The organism is Candidatus Zixiibacteriota bacterium (assembly GCA_022865345.1).
Taxonomy (GTDB): Bacteria; Zixibacteria; MSB-5A5; order MSB-5A5; family RBG-16-43-9; genus RBG-16-43-9.
On record JALHSU010000168.1, the window covers coordinates 16,675 to 33,572 of the forward strand.

Annotated in this window: 17 protein-coding genes; 2 read left to right on the forward strand and 15 right to left on the reverse strand. The window is 42.3% G+C overall.

All coding sequences use genetic code 11. From position 1 onward, the window contains the following. Positions 1-495 precede the first annotated feature (495 nt). Both MUP17_08190 and MUP17_08195 read left to right on the forward strand, forming a co-directional pair. On the forward strand, positions 496-1,461 hold the full coding sequence (locus MUP17_08190; protein ID MCJ7458956.1) for a bifunctional helix-turn-helix transcriptional regulator/GNAT family N-acetyltransferase: 966 nt from the start codon (positions 496-498) through the stop codon (positions 1,459-1,461). Between the two features lie 19 nt (positions 1,462-1,480). Beyond that, positions 1,481-2,878: a S41 family peptidase gene (locus MUP17_08195; protein ID MCJ7458957.1), complete on the forward strand. Its 1,398-nt coding sequence runs from the start codon at positions 1,481-1,483 to the stop codon at positions 2,876-2,878. A gap of 194 nt (positions 2,879-3,072) precedes the next feature. Here MUP17_08195 and MUP17_08200 read toward each other — a convergent pair whose 3' ends face one another. The 15 genes from MUP17_08200 to MUP17_08270 all read right to left on the reverse strand — a co-directional run. Further along, positions 3,073-3,252, reverse strand: coding sequence for a hypothetical protein (locus MUP17_08200; GenBank protein ID MCJ7458958.1), 180 nt, complete (start codon positions 3,250-3,252; stop codon positions 3,073-3,075). 71 nt (positions 3,253-3,323) lie between these two features. Continuing rightward, on the reverse strand, positions 3,324-3,722 hold the full coding sequence (locus MUP17_08205; protein ID MCJ7458959.1) for a transcriptional repressor: 399 nt from the start codon (positions 3,720-3,722) through the stop codon (positions 3,324-3,326). Continuing rightward, complete coding sequence (gene nadD, locus MUP17_08210; GenBank protein MCJ7458960.1) at positions 3,674-4,321, reverse strand: nicotinate-nucleotide adenylyltransferase; 648 nt, start codon at positions 4,319-4,321, stop codon at positions 3,674-3,676. The genes MUP17_08205 and nadD overlap by 49 nt, the downstream gene beginning before the upstream one ends. Positions 4,322-4,337: 16 nt before the next feature. Next, entirely contained in the window at positions 4,338-5,099 is a 762-nt protein-coding gene (gene bamD / locus MUP17_08215) for an outer membrane protein assembly factor BamD (GenBank protein MCJ7458961.1), read from the reverse strand. 10 nt (positions 5,100-5,109) lie between these two features. After that, complete coding sequence (locus MUP17_08220; protein ID MCJ7458962.1) at positions 5,110-5,766, reverse strand: hypothetical protein; 657 nt, start codon at positions 5,764-5,766, stop codon at positions 5,110-5,112. Then, positions 5,759-6,412, reverse strand: a complete 654-nt coding sequence (locus tag MUP17_08225; GenBank protein ID MCJ7458963.1) for a transglycosylase SLT domain-containing protein — start codon at positions 6,410-6,412, stop codon at positions 5,759-5,761. The genes MUP17_08220 and MUP17_08225 overlap by 8 nt, the downstream gene beginning before the upstream one ends. A gap of 15 nt (positions 6,413-6,427) precedes the next feature. Next, positions 6,428-7,243, reverse strand: a complete 816-nt coding sequence (locus MUP17_08230) for a radical SAM protein (GenBank protein MCJ7458964.1) — start codon at positions 7,241-7,243, stop codon at positions 6,428-6,430. A gap of 17 nt (positions 7,244-7,260) precedes the next feature. After that, positions 7,261-7,650 carry a HEPN domain-containing protein gene (locus MUP17_08235; protein ID MCJ7458965.1) on the reverse strand — a complete coding sequence of 130 codons (390 nt, stop codon included), beginning with the start codon at positions 7,648-7,650 and terminating at the stop codon, positions 7,261-7,263. Next, complete coding sequence (locus MUP17_08240) at positions 7,647-7,982, reverse strand: nucleotidyltransferase domain-containing protein (protein MCJ7458966.1); 336 nt, start codon at positions 7,980-7,982, stop codon at positions 7,647-7,649. The genes MUP17_08235 and MUP17_08240 overlap by 4 nt, the downstream gene beginning before the upstream one ends. Positions 7,983-8,043: 61 nt before the next feature. Continuing rightward, positions 8,044-9,381, reverse strand: a complete 1,338-nt coding sequence (gene rimO, locus MUP17_08245) for a 30S ribosomal protein S12 methylthiotransferase RimO (protein MCJ7458967.1) — start codon at positions 9,379-9,381, stop codon at positions 8,044-8,046. Between the two features lie 137 nt (positions 9,382-9,518). Then, positions 9,519-10,187 carry an outer membrane lipoprotein carrier protein LolA gene (locus MUP17_08250; protein MCJ7458968.1) on the reverse strand — a complete coding sequence of 223 codons (669 nt, stop codon included), beginning with the start codon at positions 10,185-10,187 and terminating at the stop codon, positions 9,519-9,521. Further along, positions 10,168-12,471, reverse strand: a complete 2,304-nt coding sequence (locus tag MUP17_08255; protein MCJ7458969.1) for a DNA translocase FtsK — start codon at positions 12,469-12,471, stop codon at positions 10,168-10,170. The genes MUP17_08250 and MUP17_08255 overlap by 20 nt, the downstream gene beginning before the upstream one ends. Positions 12,472-12,687: 216 nt before the next feature. Continuing rightward, positions 12,688-14,094, reverse strand: coding sequence for an SBBP repeat-containing protein (locus tag MUP17_08260; GenBank protein ID MCJ7458970.1), 1,407 nt, complete (start codon positions 14,092-14,094; stop codon positions 12,688-12,690). Positions 14,095-14,452: 358 nt separating this feature from the next. Further along, positions 14,453-14,737, reverse strand: a complete 285-nt coding sequence (locus MUP17_08265; protein ID MCJ7458971.1) for an HU family DNA-binding protein — start codon at positions 14,735-14,737, stop codon at positions 14,453-14,455. Positions 14,738-14,890: 153 nt separating this feature from the next. Further along, positions 14,891-16,898 (reverse strand): hypothetical protein (locus tag MUP17_08270; GenBank protein ID MCJ7458972.1); only part of this gene is annotated, 2,008 nt, incomplete at its 5' end.

Sequence of the window (16,898 nt, forward strand, 5' to 3'; positions counted from 1 at the left end):
ACACCCTGTGCCTGCTGAAATGCGACCGTTAGTAAGGTTTCCCCATAAAATCCCGTAGAGATTCTCTCAGGCAGATGTAATTTTGCACAAATAGGGATAGGGGGACGCTACCCCCCTATCTCCTGTTTAAATTTTGTTTCAATTGGAGTTGGGTTTTCTTGGGTTATGATGGGTTATTATGGGTATCGAGGTAATTGGCTAATTTGTTGTTAATCTTGTTAATAGGCTGAAACACAAGGGTTCCCGCGCCCCCTTTTTTGTTGCAGATCAATAAATTCATATTGGCGTAGGGGTTCAAAATTTGGTACCCCTGCAATTTGTTCTTGGAGAGAGGCATGGCGATCCATGCCCATGCATTAATAAATTTCAAAAAGTAGAATCCTCAGCTCAGACGGGGGTAATATTTTTTTAATTTAATATAAAAAGTTTGGAACAAATATGTAAGTACTTACGTAATATTTATAGTTATTAAGGAGAGTAAAAAGGTACCTACATATGGACCTCTTAAGACAGCTTGGGCCCTTAGCTATCGCCAGCAGGTTAAGGCGTTTGACAGAGTGGCTCTATAAGGATGGTGCCCGCATTTACCAGGAGCTATCTTTGGATTTTGAGCCGCGCTGGTTTCCACTTTTTTATCTTTTGAAGGAATCGGGTGAAATATCAGTTACCCATGCAGCTCAGGCTTTAGGGATGACCCATCCAGCTATCAATCAGATTGCCGGAGAGATGTCACGCCGAGGGTTCGCGGAATCGATTAGTGATAAAAAAGATAAACGCAAAAGGCTTCTGCGACTCACCCAAAAGGGCAGAAAAGCCCTATCCTCGCTTGAGCCGGTTTGGAAAGATTTCAAATCTGCGGCAAGTGACCTTTTGAGTGAAGCGGGTGATGATTTTCTAGCAACAGTTGAAAGATTAGAGGACGCCTTAAAGGAAAAGGGGATGTACGAAAGAATAACTCAACGAATCAAAAATCGCCAGCTCAAGAGAATTCAAATCCTAAATTACCAGCCACAGTTTAAAAAATACTTCAAGTCACTCAACTATGAATGGCTCAGGGAATACTTTAAAGTGGAAAAAGAGGATAAAAAATTACTTTCCAGCCCTTACGAAAGAATAATCAAGCCCGGAGGGTTTGTTCTCTTTGCCCGCCTGAATGGTAAAATTGTTGGCACCACTGCATTAATCAAACATGATAGACATACCTATGAGCTGACCAAGATGGCGGTTAAAAGAACTGCTCAAAGACAGCAGGTAGGACGTAAACTTGCACTTGCCGCAATTGAAAAAGCGAAAAACTCAGGTGCCAAGAGAGTAATTTTACTCACCAGTCCAAGATTAACTGCAGCTTATAATCTCTATCGCTCTTTAGGCTTTATCGAATTATCTGGAGATCAGCCTTGGGCAACCCTCTACCACCGTGGAGGGATTCCCTTGAGCTTGGATTTGAAAAATAAACCATAAAACTTAAAAAGGAGGTGTTATGTCCCAAGTAAAGTTTGAAGCTGAGAGTAAAATGCAGGGCTTATTGTTTAGAGCGGGATTAATTCTTTTTTTTCTAATACTATTGACACTGTTTGGTTTGTTCCTGAAATCTGTACAGGCACAGCCACCCTCTCAAAAGCCACCAGACAGGTTAATTGACGCACAAATGCAGTTGGACGTAATCGACAGCGTGTCCCGGGCATTGAATGAAGTCTATGTTTTCCCGGAGGTGGCAAAGGAGATGGAGAAATACCTCCACAAACAGTACGATCAGGGAAAATATAAAAACATAACCAGCTTAAACCAGTTCTGTCAAAAGCTGACCGAGGATCTCCAAGAAATAAGTAAGGATAAGCATCTTGGGGTCAGGTTCGCATCTGACGAGATGATTGCTAAGTTTGAAGGAGATACCCTCACAGATGAGGAGAAAAAAAGAGACCTTGAGCAAAGACGCAGGGATAACTTTTGTTTCAAGGAGATAAAACTTCTGGAGGGGAATATCGGGTACCTCGATCTCCGCTGTTTTTCGGAAGCTACAGATGCGGGATTTACTGCCATTGCCGCTATGAATTTCTTAGCCTATGCAAATGCCATCATTTTCGACCTGCGTCAGAACGGAGGCGGTTCGCCCAGCATGATCCAGCTTATCTCCAGCTATCTTCTCAAGGAGCCGACTCATCTCAACAGCTTCTACATCCGCAAGTCCGATTCCATCCATCAGTTCTGGACCCAGGCATACGTTGAAGGTCCCCGCTTGACCGATGTGGATGTTTATGTCCTTACCAGCAGTTACACTTTTTCTGGAGCAGAGGAGTTCACCTACAATCTCAAGAACTTAAAAAGAGGGACCATAATCGGGGAGACCACCGGCGGCGGAGCCCATCCCGTCGATTTTAAAATTTTTCACTATCTTAATGTAGGTATGAGCCTGCCCTTTGGACGGGCAATCAATCCTATCACTGGCACCAACTGGGAAGGGACGGGGATCACTCCTAACATTGAAGTACCTCAAGAGAAGGCACTGGATGTAGCTCATCTCAAAGCACTGGAGAAATTGCTTGAAAAAGTCAAAGACCCAAAGAGAGAGGCTGAACTTAAATGGGCAATAGAGGGTAAAAAAGTATTGCTCAATCCGGTTAAAATCGAGGAGAAAAATCTGAAAATATATGCAGGCCAGTATGGTCCCAGAAAAATCTTGTTTGAAAATGGAGAATTATATTATCAGCGTGAAAACAGACCTAAATACAAACTCATATCTATGGGTGACCACTGGTTTATGCTGGATGGCCTGGATTATTTCCGGATTCAATTCGTAGTGGATGAAAAGGGCAAAGCCACAGAGCTGATTGGTCATTATAACAGCGGACCTGCGGATAGTAATAAGCGCGGTAAATAAAAAATTCTGTAGAGACGCATCGCATGCGTCTCCACGCCTTTGGAGTGCATCGTCCGTGTCGATGCCGAAGCAGGAGCGAACCTATGTGTTCGCTCCGATTTATTCGGACAGACATAGGGGTCTGCCCCTACAAAAAATCAAAAGCCCCGGTTCTTTTTTTAAAGCCAGGGCTTTACCCTACCTCATCGATCCCTTTATAGCGTTTCGTCTCCTCTTCCTTTCTCCTCCCGTATATCCAGGATCTCTAACTCCTCGTTTAAGATCTTATTCACCACTTTGATGAACTGCTGCAGGTTCAGCTTCTGGAGTTTGTAGGGATGCCAGCAGAGTTTCTGCGAGATCGGTTCGATCTCCTTCTTCTTGGATTTGGACATCCTCACCCCTCAAAATAAAAAGCCCATTTAAAATAATAACAATAACCATTATCATATACGAATAAAAAAAACTATTGATTAAGTTTTAAACAATTTAAACAAACGCCGTGAAATGCAACCTCCACCTTTTCGATTCTGAACTTTACTTTTTTCTGAGCTTCAGCCTTCAGGTTTTTTTCCAGATCCAGAAAAAGGTCGTAGATCTTCCCGCATTTTTTGCAGATGAAATGCTGGTGAGAAGAGGTATCCGCATCGAAATGGTCAAAGGGCGTGCCAAACTGAAGCTTCCTTATGGCTCCCTTCTGGTGAAGATTATTCAAATTGCGGTAGACTGTGCCCAGGGAAAGTTTGGGGATTTTTTTCTTGGCCTGGAAGTAGATCCAGTCTGCAGTCGGATGGATTTTGGTTCCTTTTAAGGTCTTTAGGATTTCTTGTCTTTGCCGGCTAAATCTTTCGAATTTTTCTTCCATAAGCTCCTGTAAAGATTTTTGGACTGTATGAACTCTTCCACTCCCGCAGGGACCAGATATCTGATCGATTTTCCTTGTCTGACCCTCTCCCTGATCTGGGTCGAGGAGATATTCAATCCGTTTATTGGAATCAAAAGACTTCTTTTAACAAATCTATTCTTTGGATTTATCCTGTTAAATCCGGGCCTTAAAGCGATCACCACTTTAACCTTCTGAAAAATTTTTTCCGGCTCCTTCCAAGTTGGTAGCTCATCTATTGCATCTGAGCCTAAAAGAAAAAAAAGCTCCGAATCTTTGTAGAGCTTCGCAAGCCGGGTCAGAGTATCTATGGTATAGGATTTCCCTTTTCTTTTGAGCTCGATATCGGAGATCAAAAAATCCGGATTATCCCGAATTGCCATCTCGACCATTTGCAGACGGTCTTTAGCTGAAGAGATGGGATGGTTTTCCTTATGTGGAGGATTAGCCGAGGGGATAAATATTACCTTCTGTAGCTTAAACTCCTCTTTTAATTGCTCAGCCAGGATCAGATGCCCGCAGTGTATCGGATCAAAGGTTCCGCCTAAAATCCCCAATCTTTTTTTTCTGTCCCTTGGCATTCTAAGTCAGGATCTCCTATTTCTTGGCCTGAATATCTTTATCCAATTTATTAAGCCTGGCTTTTACCTTGCCGGCTAATTTATCCCCCGGATATTTCTCTAAGAATTTACGGTATTCCAGCTCTGCCAGATCAGATTTTTTCTGCTCCCGGTAGGATTCCGCTATCAGGAAACTGGCTGGAGCCGCATATTTTGTGTCAGAGTATTGGTCCAACACATCCTGAAGATAGATTAGAGCGGCATTGTAATGTTTCAACTTATAGTAAATGCGGCCATTATTATATAGTTTTTGAGCCAGTTTTGAACGTGCCTCAAATAAAAGCTTCTGCGCTTCCTGAACATGCTGGCTCTCCGGATATTCATCCAGAAAATCCTTCAGCTCCTGGATTGCCTTCAAGGTATTAGTCTGGTCGAGTTCTGCCTTGGGCGAATCCTTATAATGAGCATAAGCTATCATAAATGAAGCCTCATCTGCCAGGGGGCTTTCAGAAAAAGAGGAAAGCACTTTTTTGAATTCTCCAACTGAGCTTGAGTAGTCCTTATCTTTGAAATAGCACATCCCCAAAAGGTATTGAGCTGAGTCCACAAAGGCAGCACCCGGATAGTTGAAAATCAGCTTCTGAAACTCCATGACTGCGTTAGAGTATTTTTTCTTCTTATACTCTTTCTTGGCTAAAGCGAACTGATCCTCAGCTCCCAGAACCGGAGTTTCCTTTCGGGCAGCAGCGCAGCTTAAGATCAAAGGTAATAGACTAAGACACAACCATTTTCTAAACATGTTTCTCCTTTTAACGGTTGGCAAAAAAAAGATAGATTAAACCCCCTACTACCACAGTAACTACAGCCGGTTCTATATACTTCCCCCAGGTGCTCTCTGGAATCTCAGGGCATAAGAACGGATATTGCCTGTTATTCAGTGAAAGAAGCTCTTCTTTCCTCAGAAGATCAGAATTCTTTCTCTCTCCTCTCTTACTCCATAAGATTTTTCCATCCGGATCGCTCAAGCTAAAAGATATCGCTACTTGTGATTCCCTTGTTATCCAGCTTTTACCAAAGAGCTTTTTCCTTTTGATCTCCGGATATTCCAGGTTCAGCTTTATAATCCTGTAAGACAACAGCGGCGAGAAGCTCTCCTGTCCCTCTTTTTTTCCTACGCCGACCGGCCCTCTTTTGGAAAGGAACGAAACTATTTCCTCTTTGACTATCCAGGCAGACTGATTTTCCCCTTCTTCCTTTACCCAGACCATCTGTGAATCGATTGGGGCATCTTTTAGACAATCCTCTAACACATCTTTTATAGTCTGCCTCAAAAATACCTCATTGGTCAGAGGTACAATCTTTTCCTGGGCTAAGCTCTTTGAGGAAAAAAAAATGGAGACTAAAAAAAAGACTCTAATCCAGAAAGAAGTTCTTTTCGATTTGGACTTGTAAACCCGATCAGCCATACTTGGCCTTAAGCTCCTTATATCTTTTAAGTACCTTGGCTAAGAAATAGGTGGGGAGTTTATCGCCTGATTTAATCTTCGTTCTCAGGGCATCCTCACCCACGTTATAGGCGATTAGCGCTTTCTTAACATCCTTGAATTTCAGAATCAGCTCAAAAAGATGCAGAGTCCCTAACTGGATATTCAAAGCCGGGTCGAACAAGGAGAGAGAGTCTTTTAACTCCAGGCCGCTTCTTCTGGCTAAGTCTTGCCCTACCGAGGGTTTCACCTGCATAAGACCCTGAGCTCCTAACATCGATTCCTCATCTTTTTTGAAAGAGCTTTCAGTCAAAATCAATGCCATAATCAGAAGCGGATCGTAGCTATATTTTTTGCTTTCGGAATAAATGACACCGCCGAGCTTAACAGTATCTTCCTTGCTTAACCCTACCTTGAAATCCTCGATTATCTTTAAGATTTTGACCCGGTCCTCTAATTCCTTGATCTTCTGCTCCTGCTCCTGGATGAGCTTGACTTTTTCTCCCCTCTCATAAAGAAGGTAGACCAGTCCTGCAGTCTGAAGCAGGTAGATAAAAATCAGAATGAAGGTAACAGACTTGGAGATAGTCAGCCCTGCTTTACGGATTATTTTTATTCCCAGGACCATAATCCTCTCTCTTTTTTAGAATACTAACTCCAACTCAAAGGGTGAATCCTTATGTAATTTTCGGATTTTTGCTCTGAGTTTTTCAGCATAAGACCCATTTGAATAATAAGTACTCTGATAATGAGATAAAAGTTCTGGGAAATTCAAGCTCAAAAACTTATTAAGTCTGGACCAGATGGACGGGGTGTAGTTCATCTTGTCAACATAGATATATTTTACCCCGGCCTCAATCGCTTTATTGAAAACCGAGCTTATGCTTTTTTCTGTGTCGGAGAAGTAAGGAAGAATTGGACCAAAAAAGATGAAGGTGTTTATTCCCTCTTGATTTAACCTTTTCAATGCTTCAAACCTTCTCTCCACAGGCGAAGCTCCAGGTTCGAATTTGCTCTGGATCTCAAGGTCCAGGCAGGTGATGGTAAAACCGACCTCAGGGTCCTTTAACTTTTTCAGAAGGTCTATATCCCTTAAGACCAGGTCAGATTTTGTCTGGATATGCACAGAAAAATTATATCTGGAAAGTATCTCCAAAGCTCCACGGCTAAGTTTATACTTTTCCTCTAAAGGCTGATAAGCATCCGTTACCGAGCTTAACATCACTACTCCAGGTTTGGCTCTTTTAGCCTCCTTTTCCAGCCTTTCCAGGAAATTAACCTTAACATCCACAAAACTCCCCCATTCCTCCGAATGGTCAGTAAATCTTTTCATAAAAATAGCATAGCAATAGGCACAGTTATGCTCACACCCGGTATATGGATTCAAACAATAATCCACCCCTGAAATCCGGGATTTAACCAAGGCGTTCTTACAGGTTATTTCTTTGAGTTTGAGCATAACAAAGGTATTTATTTCTAATTTGTCTTAGCTTCTTTTGAAAGATAGTCTTCTATATCCCCGAGAAATTCTTTAGCCCAGGTCAGTGCCTCTTTTGCCTCTTCTTTTCCAACCTGAGGAGCAAAACTATAATCACCAACCAATCTTTTCTCAAAGGTCTTGCTTAACCTTTTGCCCATTTCAGGTTTAAAGATACCGGCCTTTACAAAATACTTACCAAAAAGGGAGATGACGCTTTTATGAGATGAGAAATCCAATTTTTTTGTTAAAAGCACCGCTTCGGCGGCATAGAACATCGCATAATAAGAGCGAGATACTGAGGAATCAAAATCTTCCTCTCTCAACAGTATCTCTGCGCTTTTGATATACCTCTTGGCCCTCTGGATTAGGCTTTTTATCTCTTTCAAATCTTTATTCCCTCTTTTTTGATATGCTGATATAATGGCCAAATTGAGTTTTCAAGTTCATTTTCCGAAAGAGGATAAACTGAAATCAACTCACCAGTGTCCAGCTCCAAATCATATAGAACCTCACATATCTTATCTATTTCTTTTCCTTTGTTCACCTTTCCTTTGAGAATAACAGCAATATCTATATCCGATTCTTTATTTGCTCTGCCTTTCGCAAAAGAGCCATAAAGAAAAACATCCACCAGCCTGTTGCCGTAAACTCTTTCCAGAAGTTTTCTTATCTGGGGTAAAAGAGGTTTTATCTCCTTCCTTGATCTAACAGTCTTCATATCATCATTACCTTTGAAACTTAAATTCAAATGGACAGAACGATGTTCTGTCCCTACAGAGTTACAAAACCTCCCCTATCAAATCATAATCCTTCCACCCGGTAATTTTGATTTCAGCAAATTCTCCAATCTTCAAATTTTTTCCTTTAACCAGAATCACCCCATCAATCTCCGGGGCTTCTTTTTGGCTGCGGGCGATGTAGTGACCGGGCATTCCATTGGGACCATCTGCCTTTGACTCGATCAGGACTTTGACCTTTTCTCCTACTCTTTCTTTATTCTTCTCAAAAGCAATCCCCTGTTGAAAGGTCATAAGTCTATCCAATCTCTGGTTTTTTTCCTTGAAAGACAGGTGCTCTTTTAATTTAAAGGCTTCAGTCCCTTCCTCTCTGGAATACGTGAAAACCCCCAACCTGTCGAATCTCTGGCTCTCCACAAAATTCAGAAGCTCGTCAAATTCCTCCTTGCTTTCTCCCGGGAAACCAACAATAAAAGTAGTCCGCAAGACTAAATCTGGAATTCTGGTTCTCAAGTTATCAATCAGTCTTTCAACCCCTTTTCGCTGAATTTTTCTTCCCATCAGAAAAAGAAGTTTATCTGAGATATGCTGGAGCGGAAGGTCTAAATACTTACAAACTTTCTCATTTGAGGCAATTTCTTCAATCAATTCCCCGGAATAATGAGCCGGATGAGTATAAAGCAGCCTGATCCATTCGATTCCTTCAATTTTGGAAAGCGAAGAGAGTAATTCAGGTAATTTCTTTCCTCCATAGATATCTTGCCCATAGAGAGTTGTATCCTGGGCTATCAGATTTATCTCCCTGACACCGTTTCCTGCCAGAGTCCTTGCCTCTTCTAAGATTTTTTCAATCTTTCTACTTCTATATTTTCCCCTGATAAGTGGAATTGAACAGTAGGCGCAGAAATTATCGCAACCATCTGCTATCTTCAGGTAGGCATAAGGTGAGAACTGAGGCATTTTTGACTTAGAGGATTCTTCATACTCCTCAGGCACAGGCGAAATAAAACAAACCCTATTCCCCTTTTCTATCTCAGAACATACCCTGCCTATTTTGTCCAACTCATTTAACCCTAAAATCGCATCTATCTCCGGCATAGATTTCCATAACTGGGAATTATATCTTTGAGCCAGGCATCCGGTCACCACGATCTTTTTCCCGTTATTCCCATTTTTAAATCTGGAAAGCTCCAAAATCGCATTTACTGACTCTCTTTTGGCTTCGTCGATGAACCCGCAGGTATTGACGACAAAGATGTCTGCTAAATCTTTTTCCTCGGTCAACTCAAACCCGCAAGAGACCAGTTGAGCCTGGATAGCCTCGGAATCCAGATCGTTTTTGGGACACCCAAGTTTTACTATATTTACTTTTATTCCCATTTACTCCACAACCTTCCATTATTGTCATTCTGAGGGAAGTCCGCCTTTGGCGGAATGACCGAAGAATCTCGCTCTTCAGTGAAATCAGATTCTTCGTCCTGCCTTCGGCGGGCTCAGAATAACATTTAAGAGATTTTTTATTCTTTTTTACCGCCCATCCCGGTCAAGTCCACCAACTCCACCCCTGCCGGAGGATTAAACACGAATCTGGAATCTGAAATCTCCACATCCGGCTTTATCTCCCTGAAACTCAAAGTAGTGAGGTTATCATTCAGGTCCTGATACTCAATCCTCTGGGCTAAAAGAGTCTCCTTTTCAAAGAAAACTGTGATCCTGGTGAAAAACTCGCCTTCGGTCTTGGAAGTATAAACCATTTTATAACAGTTTTTCCCGGCGATTCTCTTTTCCCCCTCAAGATTATAATTATAATTTTTCCTGAAATTGAAAAGATAATCGTTCGGCCTGAAAAGGTCTTTTGATTTGTCTGTGCGATTTTTTGTCACCTGTTTATTCTCTTTGGAATAGACCCAGATATAATCTCCATCAGAAACCACCACCTGCAAAGGCATCTCTATCCTGAACCTGTTCGGATTTTTCAGATACATCTTCCCTTTGAACTTGCGCAGAGTCGAAAAATCCTCAGACTTAATCTCCTCCTGAAAACTGATGGAGAGAGTTTTTAAAGAATTATACTTTTCCTCTATCCTTAAAGCTAATTCTTCTGAAGTCAACCCCTGGTTTGAATGAATCCAGACTGGAGTGATCAAGAACCAAACGAAGGTAAGACTAAATATTGTTCTCTTCATTCTTTTTTTCCTCAAGAGGTAAATCCCCTTTTTCCAAATAGCTTCTATCCACCAAAACCTCTCTGGCTTTGCTCCCGTCATAGGGTCCGACTATCCCATCCCTCTCCATCTGGTCTATGAGCCGGGCCGCCCTTTGATATCCTACTCCTAATCTTCTCTGCAAAAGGGAGACCGAACCCTGCCGGTGGCGTATGACTATCTCAACTGCCTGCTTGTAAAGGTCATCCTCCTCTTTTTCATCCCATCCTTCTGTTAGCTCCAGCTTATCGTCTTCCCGGGTGAAAACTCCGATGGGAGTGGGAACGTAATCCTGGGATTTAATGAAATCCACCATTTTCTGAGTCTCCTCGCTGTTGATATAAGCTCCATGAATTCTCTGGGGCTCAGGATGGCCAGTCTGGATGAAAAGCATATCCCCGCTTCCTAAAAGCTTTTCCGCACCTGACCCATCGATTATCGTCCGGGAGTCTATCCTGGAAGCTACCTGAAAAGCTATCCTGGAAGAAAAATTAGCCTTGATCAAGCCAGTGATAACGTCTACTGAGGGTCTCTGTGTAGCTAAGATCAGGTGAATTCCTACTGCCCGTGCCATCTGAGCTAAACGGGTTATTAAAGCTTCGGTTTTCAAAGAGCTGGACATCATCAGATCAGCCAGTTCATCCACGATTATAACTAAATACGGAAGCAACCCCTCTTTTTTCTTCTTTTTATTGTAATCCTCGATGTTCCTAACTCCTATCCGGGCTAATTTCTTATACCTTTCCTCCATCTCTACTACCGCTTCAGATAGCACTCTCTCCGCAGCTTTCGGATGAGTGACCACAGGCCTTTCTAAATGAGGGATCTGGTTGTAAACGGTCAACTCCAGCATCTTGGGATCTATCATTATGAACCTTATCTCCTCCGGATGAAGACGGTAAAGCAGGCTGGCCAAAATCACGTTTATGCAGACGCTCTTTCCGGAGCCGGTAGCACCGGCGATCAGCAGATGAGGCATCCTGGAAAGGTCAGTCACTAAAGGCTCACCAGAAATAGTTTTGCCCAGGGCTATAGCTAAACGATGATTCGTGTTCTGAAAAGAAGGAGAGACTAAAATCTCTTTAAGATATACCGTTTGCGGACTTTTATTCGGTATCTCCACACCCACAGCTGCTTTTCCTGGTATTGGGGCAACTATCCTTATCCTCTTGGCTTGGAGAGCTAAAGCCAGGTCATCTGACAGGCTCATTATCTGATTTACCTTAACCCCTGGAGCAGGTTTGAACTCATACCGGGTGATCACCGGTCCCGGACTTTTCTCAATTAAATCTCCCTCTATCCCTATGCCAAAAGTTTCCAGAGTCTCTCTTAACACTTTAGCCGTTTGATTCAGCTCATCGTTCGTGACTGAAGGTTTTATCTGAGGAGGCTCATTTAGAATCGAAAGCCCTGGATACTGATAAGCTCCGATCTTGCTCTCTTCTTTACCCCGGACTAACCTCAAAGAGCTTTTCAATTCGCCGACTAAGTTTACCTGCTCCTCCCTTTCCTCTTCCGAATCTATTCTTTCGTGCCTGACATCTTTTATCTGTGGAATTTCTTCGACTATATGTTCATCTTTTTTGTCCTTCTCCAAAGTATCCCTGATCTCCTCAACTCTCTGAGTCCTTCTTTTCTCCATCCTTTTTAACCCCCACCACTTGCTTCCCCGATCGTAAAATCTCTGGAAGATCGATTTGCTGAAAAGCAAAGATTCAGAGAACTTCCAGGGTGTAGCCAGTAAAGCCACCACTATTAAGAAGGCTAAACTGAGGGTGTAAGAGCCAAAGGTCCCAAAGATCTTGACCAGGATTTTAGCAGAAAGAAGAGAAAACCATCCGCCTATGGTTACTTTAGAAAAATCTTGCCCGGCACTGGCATTAGCCCAGGAGATAGAGAAAAAAATTCCCAGAAGGAAAATAAAGGCAAAGATATAGACGGTCTTTTTGAAAAGGGTGGAAAACTCAGTTTTGAAAAGAAAATTAGTTCCCCAGAAAACTAAAATTATCGGCAGGAAAAAAGAAGAGAGACCTAAAAGATAATACAGGGCATAAGAGACCAGAGCTCCCATAATGCCAGCTTGATTTTTTACAGGATGAGTGAAAAGCTTACCCAAACTGTTCCAAGATAGCTGATTCAGGAACTTTGTGTCTCCGGCATAGCTGTAAGTGATAAGGCTGAGTAAGACAAATAAAGCCAAAGCCCAGAGCAAAACCCCAAAGATCTCGTTTTTCCGGTCAGCAGAGATATTTTTGAAAAGCTTCATATTATCAACTCATCTGGTAATTGAAAACTAAAGCACTTATTTTTGTAATATCTTATCATCAAATCAATGAAATGTCAATTGTTTTTTAATAGAAAACCGTCTTTGAACCATCTGGTCACTTTCAAGGACGAGGTGTAAGTAATGTGAATGCTCAAGTTTATTAAATAAAAAGCCCTCAATTTTTCAAAGAGGGCTTTTTCAGGGGACAGAGTGACTTTAGCAAGGAGGTGGAGATCCACCTTTTAATAGATAATTTATAAGATAAACCACATCAGAAATGGATACTTTCCCGTCACAGTTGGCATCTCCTGATCCTGAAGGATTCGAAGCAGGTCCATACCTAAAAAGATAATTGATTAGGTAAACTATATCTGAAACGTCCCGTTGTTTATCACCATTCGTATCTCCGCGCATAAAAAAATTAATATATTTAATAGTAGCATAGTCACCTAACCCTATTATACCATAACTGCAACCAGTTACATAGACATTACCATAATTATCTGTTGTAATGGAATAAGATTTGTCATCCAAGTTTCCAGGCCCGTTGTATCTCCTCACTCCAATTTCATTTCCATACGAGTCATACTTTATTGTGGCATAGTCATAGTTGGCGTTTGGCCAAATCCAATTTTGGGAACTATATCCAGTCACATAAACATTACCAGAATCATCTGCTACCATAGCTAAAGCCACATCCCAGTAATTTCCCGGTCCATTATATCTTCTTACCCATGCAGTATCTCCATTAGTATAATACTTTACAGTAGCGTAGTCGTGCGATGTATGGTCACCCCAACTATAGCCAGTCACATAGATATTATTGAAACCGTCTATGGCTATAGCAGTAGCATAATCATAATAATAAGGATTCCCCGTACCGTTATATCTTCTTACCCAGGCAGTATCACCATTCGGATAATACTTTATAGTAATATAGTCATCCTGACCTCCGGTCACACACACATTGTCAGAACCGTCGAGAGCTAGAGCAACACCACCCCAGGACCTGACCCATAACTCTTCTCCTTCTGCATTGTATTTTATCGTCCCAGTTGTCCCACTCACATAAACATTGTTAGAGTCATCAACGGCTATTGCGAACGCATCGTCTTCGGAGTAGTCTGGACCGTTGTATCTGCGCAACCAAGCAGTATCTCCATTGGAATGATACTTTATAGTAGCATAGTCATAGCCTGTGGTATCGCCCATACTGGCTCCTGTAACATAAGCGTTACCATAACCATCCACGGTAATAGCAAGAGCTTTATCCTGTAAGTTCCCCGGTCCATTATATTTTCTGACCCAGGCTGTGTCTCCATTAGGATAATACTTTATGGTAAGGTAATCCCAGTATGTCGCATTGCCCCAACTCACTCCAGTCACGAAGACGTTACCATATCCATCTATAGCAATAGCATAAGCTTCCTCCCAGTCACATGATGGTCCATTGTATCTTCTCACCCAAGCAGTATCTCCATTAGGATAATACTTTATCGTAACACAATCATAGTTTGTTCCGATGCCGTAACTTCTCCCAGTCGTATAAACATTACCAGAATCATCTACGACTATTGCATTAGCTGCATCATAGTCATTCGCTTGCCCATTAAATCTTCTCACCCAAGCAGTATCCAAAGACTGAGTAAAAGCAGGCAACGTCAAAAATAAAATCAAGAAAAACATCAAGAGGATTCTAACCAATGGTTTTCCATTCTTTAAAAATATTAAAACTATTCTTTGTCACACTTAATCTAAAAGATTTCTAAATTTTGTCAAGCAAAAAAGGGAAACCATTCTAAAGTGTTGCAACTAGATTCTTTAGGTTCGGCTTGCTATCGTAACGTGTGCCAACGTAGACTCACCATCCGTAATCTATCTATATTTTCAACAATATCTCTAAAAAAATAAAAAAGGCAATTCCCGTACGGGGGATTGCCTTTTTTAACTCATAAAATCTTTCTCTACCTCACAGCATCCTTCAATGACTTCCCGACCTCACAGCATCCTTCAAAGATTTCCCGGCTTTGAAACGCGGCACTCTGGCTGCGGCTATCTTTATCGGCTCGCCGGTTTGAGGATTCCTTCCGGTGCGGGCTTTACGCTTCCCAACCGAGAACGTGCCAAAACCTACGAAACTTACTTTCTTCCCCTTCTTCAGGGAACTGGTCACGCCATCGAAAAAGGCGGCCAGGGCTTTGTGGGCCTGGGTTTTGGTTACATTGGCTTCCTTGGCAATCTTGGAAACCAGTTCTTCTTTCGTCATCGACTCACCCCCTTAATCTGGGCTAAGGGTTAAGGTTTTTTAGTTTACGCCCCAAAGAATATAGTACCTATGTGGGTTTGTCAAGGATTATTTTTATTTTTCTAATTTTTTTTTATACATACACCCGACTCGGGGCTGATAAAATAAGGAGTTTTAATACCCCCGCTCCCTGATGCCCACCATTCCTTTCTCCAGCTTGACTTCGGGCAAGGCTTTGATATTTATCCTGAAATAGTAGCCCTGCCTGACTCCATTGGCTATCCAGGTAAAGTTGCCCTCCCAGCAGTGCAGGTCCCGATAAAACACAAAGCTCTGCTCGACGATTTTCTTCAGGGTAAAATCATAATGGGTAAGATAGTTCACATGCCACTTTTCGGTCAGCGAGAAATCCAGGGAAAGACTCAGCCAGTGGTTTTTAATGGTTCCCGGGGAGTACCTGGTCTCCGAATACCTGTGGCTTAAAGAGAAATTATAGCTCTTTCCGTTTTTTCCTTGTTCTCCTTCACCCTGTCCCGAAGCTCCCCAGACGCCTCTGTGAGACAGACTGGTGTTCAGGCTTAAATTCAGCAGGCGGGGATGTAAAAGGTCAAGCTCTTTGGTTTCGAGATTATAAGGGTCATGGGTGAATGTTAGACCTATGTCTATTCCGGGAATAGCATTTGACCTCAAGCTGGAGGAAAGATTAGATAGTTTGTGCTCCTTGGCTAAGAAGTTGTAACCTGTGCTCAGGGTGTAATTGAAAAGCTCAAACTTGCTCTCTTTACCTTTCTTCTCGGTTTTCATTTGCAAAAGATGAGTAAAACTGAAGTTAAGCATCTGGGCTTTTCCTCCTCCGCTCCCCACTCCGGTATAGTAGACAAAGGGAAGATGCCTTGTTATCTCTGGAACAAAGATCAAGTCCAGACTGGGTGTCATAACCTGCCTGATTCCGGTTACCCTGCCCAGCTTTGGACGGAAAGTCCCAAAGATCGTGGTCCTGGCATTTAAACCTACGGAATATGTTCCCCTGCGGGCGGGTGAAGAATTTTTCAGTGTCTGGCTCAGACTGGTATCGGTCGAGAAAACATAATACCAGGTCTCTCGATAATCTAAATTAGGTGACAGGATAAGCCAACTGAAAAGGGTCTGGGGAAAAGTCAAATGAAAGGAATTATCCAGACTGACAAATTGCTTCCGGGCAAAATTGTCACTCACCCTGATTTTGCTATAATAGTTCTGAAAAGAAGAAGCAAATGAGAGATACAGGTTTTGGTACCATCTTTTGGGCTGGCCAAGCTTAGACCTGTCCTTTGGATCCAAATTCGGAAAAGGTGAAAAAGCGGGCTGGGTCAGACTGACCGAGGGAAGATTCATTGTTTTTGAATCTGTATCTAAGTTCTCCGTCCGTAATACCACCAGGGATATAGCCGCACCATGATATCTGGTAGCTAAATTTGCCTGGGAGGTAATGATACGGTTCCTTCTTTCTGCCGCATCAAAACTATACAGGCGATAATATGAGCTATTATTTACGAACCTTCCATTCGCAGAAAGCCTGGTCACCGGGGAGAGCGTCTGCGAATGGTTCACCACCAGGTCCCAATACTCAGTAGTGCTTTTGCTAAAAGCTGTTTCAGAGACATCTCTTTTGTAGGAACTGGCAATGCTCCCGTTATAAAGATACCTTTTCGCATATCTGAAATTCTCTCTTACGAGCCAGCCGGTATTTTCGAAAAAATCGAAGCTGGTCTCCAGGTCCCAGTAGTCCGAAGGTGCCAAGTAATAACCTAAGTTACGGATGAAGTATTCCCCGGAAACAAAGTTTCCCACCTCGAATGCCAGAAACCCGGAGTGCCTGCCTGGTTTAATGGGAAAGATATAAAACGGTATTGCCGCAACCGGAATCTTTTCGATATACATGACCACGGGCCTGACAATCACCTTGTCTTTCGCAATTATTTTCATCTTCCGGGAATAGAAGTAATAATGTGGAGTATCTAAATCACAGGTGGTATACCTGCCACCTGAAGCTAAGAAAACATCATCTTTTATTCTTCCCAATTCGTTTCCATGATAATATCCTCCTTGGAACTCAGTCTGGCCTGCTTTGACTTTCCCCTTACGGGTTTGAAGATAGTAGCTCATCTCCTCACCTTTTATCTCCTCTTTCCCATCCATCAAA

Coding starts and splice junctions, on each gene's coding strand:
- nadD (MCJ7458960.1), bottom strand. CDS start 4,321: ATGCCAAGGGACAGAAAAAAAAGATTGGGGATTTTAGGCGGAACCTTT.
- rimO (MCJ7458967.1), bottom strand. CDS start 9,381: ATGGGAATAAAAGTAAATATAGTAAAACTTGGGTGTCCCAAAAACGAT.
- MUP17_08200 (MCJ7458958.1), bottom strand. CDS start 3,252: ATGTCCAAATCCAAGAAGAAGGAGATCGAACCGATCTCGCAGAAACTC.
- MUP17_08225 (MCJ7458963.1), bottom strand. CDS start 6,412: ATGGTCCTGGGAATAAAAATAATCCGTAAAGCAGGGCTGACTATCTCC.
- MUP17_08205 (MCJ7458959.1), bottom strand. CDS start 3,722: ATGGAAGAAAAATTCGAAAGATTTAGCCGGCAAAGACAAGAAATCCTA.
- MUP17_08195 (MCJ7458957.1), top strand. CDS start 1,481: ATGTCCCAAGTAAAGTTTGAAGCTGAGAGTAAAATGCAGGGCTTATTG.
- MUP17_08230 (MCJ7458964.1), bottom strand. CDS start 7,243: ATGCTCAAACTCAAAGAAATAACCTGTAAGAACGCCTTGGTTAAATCC.
- MUP17_08255 (MCJ7458969.1), bottom strand. CDS start 12,471: ATGAAGCTTTTCAAAAATATCTCTGCTGACCGGAAAAACGAGATCTTT.
- MUP17_08240 (MCJ7458966.1), bottom strand. CDS start 7,982: ATGAAGACTGTTAGATCAAGGAAGGAGATAAAACCTCTTTTACCCCAG.
- MUP17_08265 (MCJ7458971.1), bottom strand. CDS start 14,737: ATGACGAAAGAAGAACTGGTTTCCAAGATTGCCAAGGAAGCCAATGTA.
- MUP17_08220 (MCJ7458962.1), bottom strand. CDS start 5,766: ATGGCTGATCGGGTTTACAAGTCCAAATCGAAAAGAACTTCTTTCTGG.
- MUP17_08250 (MCJ7458968.1), bottom strand. CDS start 10,187: ATGAAGAGAACAATATTTAGTCTTACCTTCGTTTGGTTCTTGATCACT.
- MUP17_08190 (MCJ7458956.1), top strand. CDS start 496: ATGGACCTCTTAAGACAGCTTGGGCCCTTAGCTATCGCCAGCAGGTTA.
- bamD (MCJ7458961.1), bottom strand. CDS start 5,099: ATGTTTAGAAAATGGTTGTGTCTTAGTCTATTACCTTTGATCTTAAGC.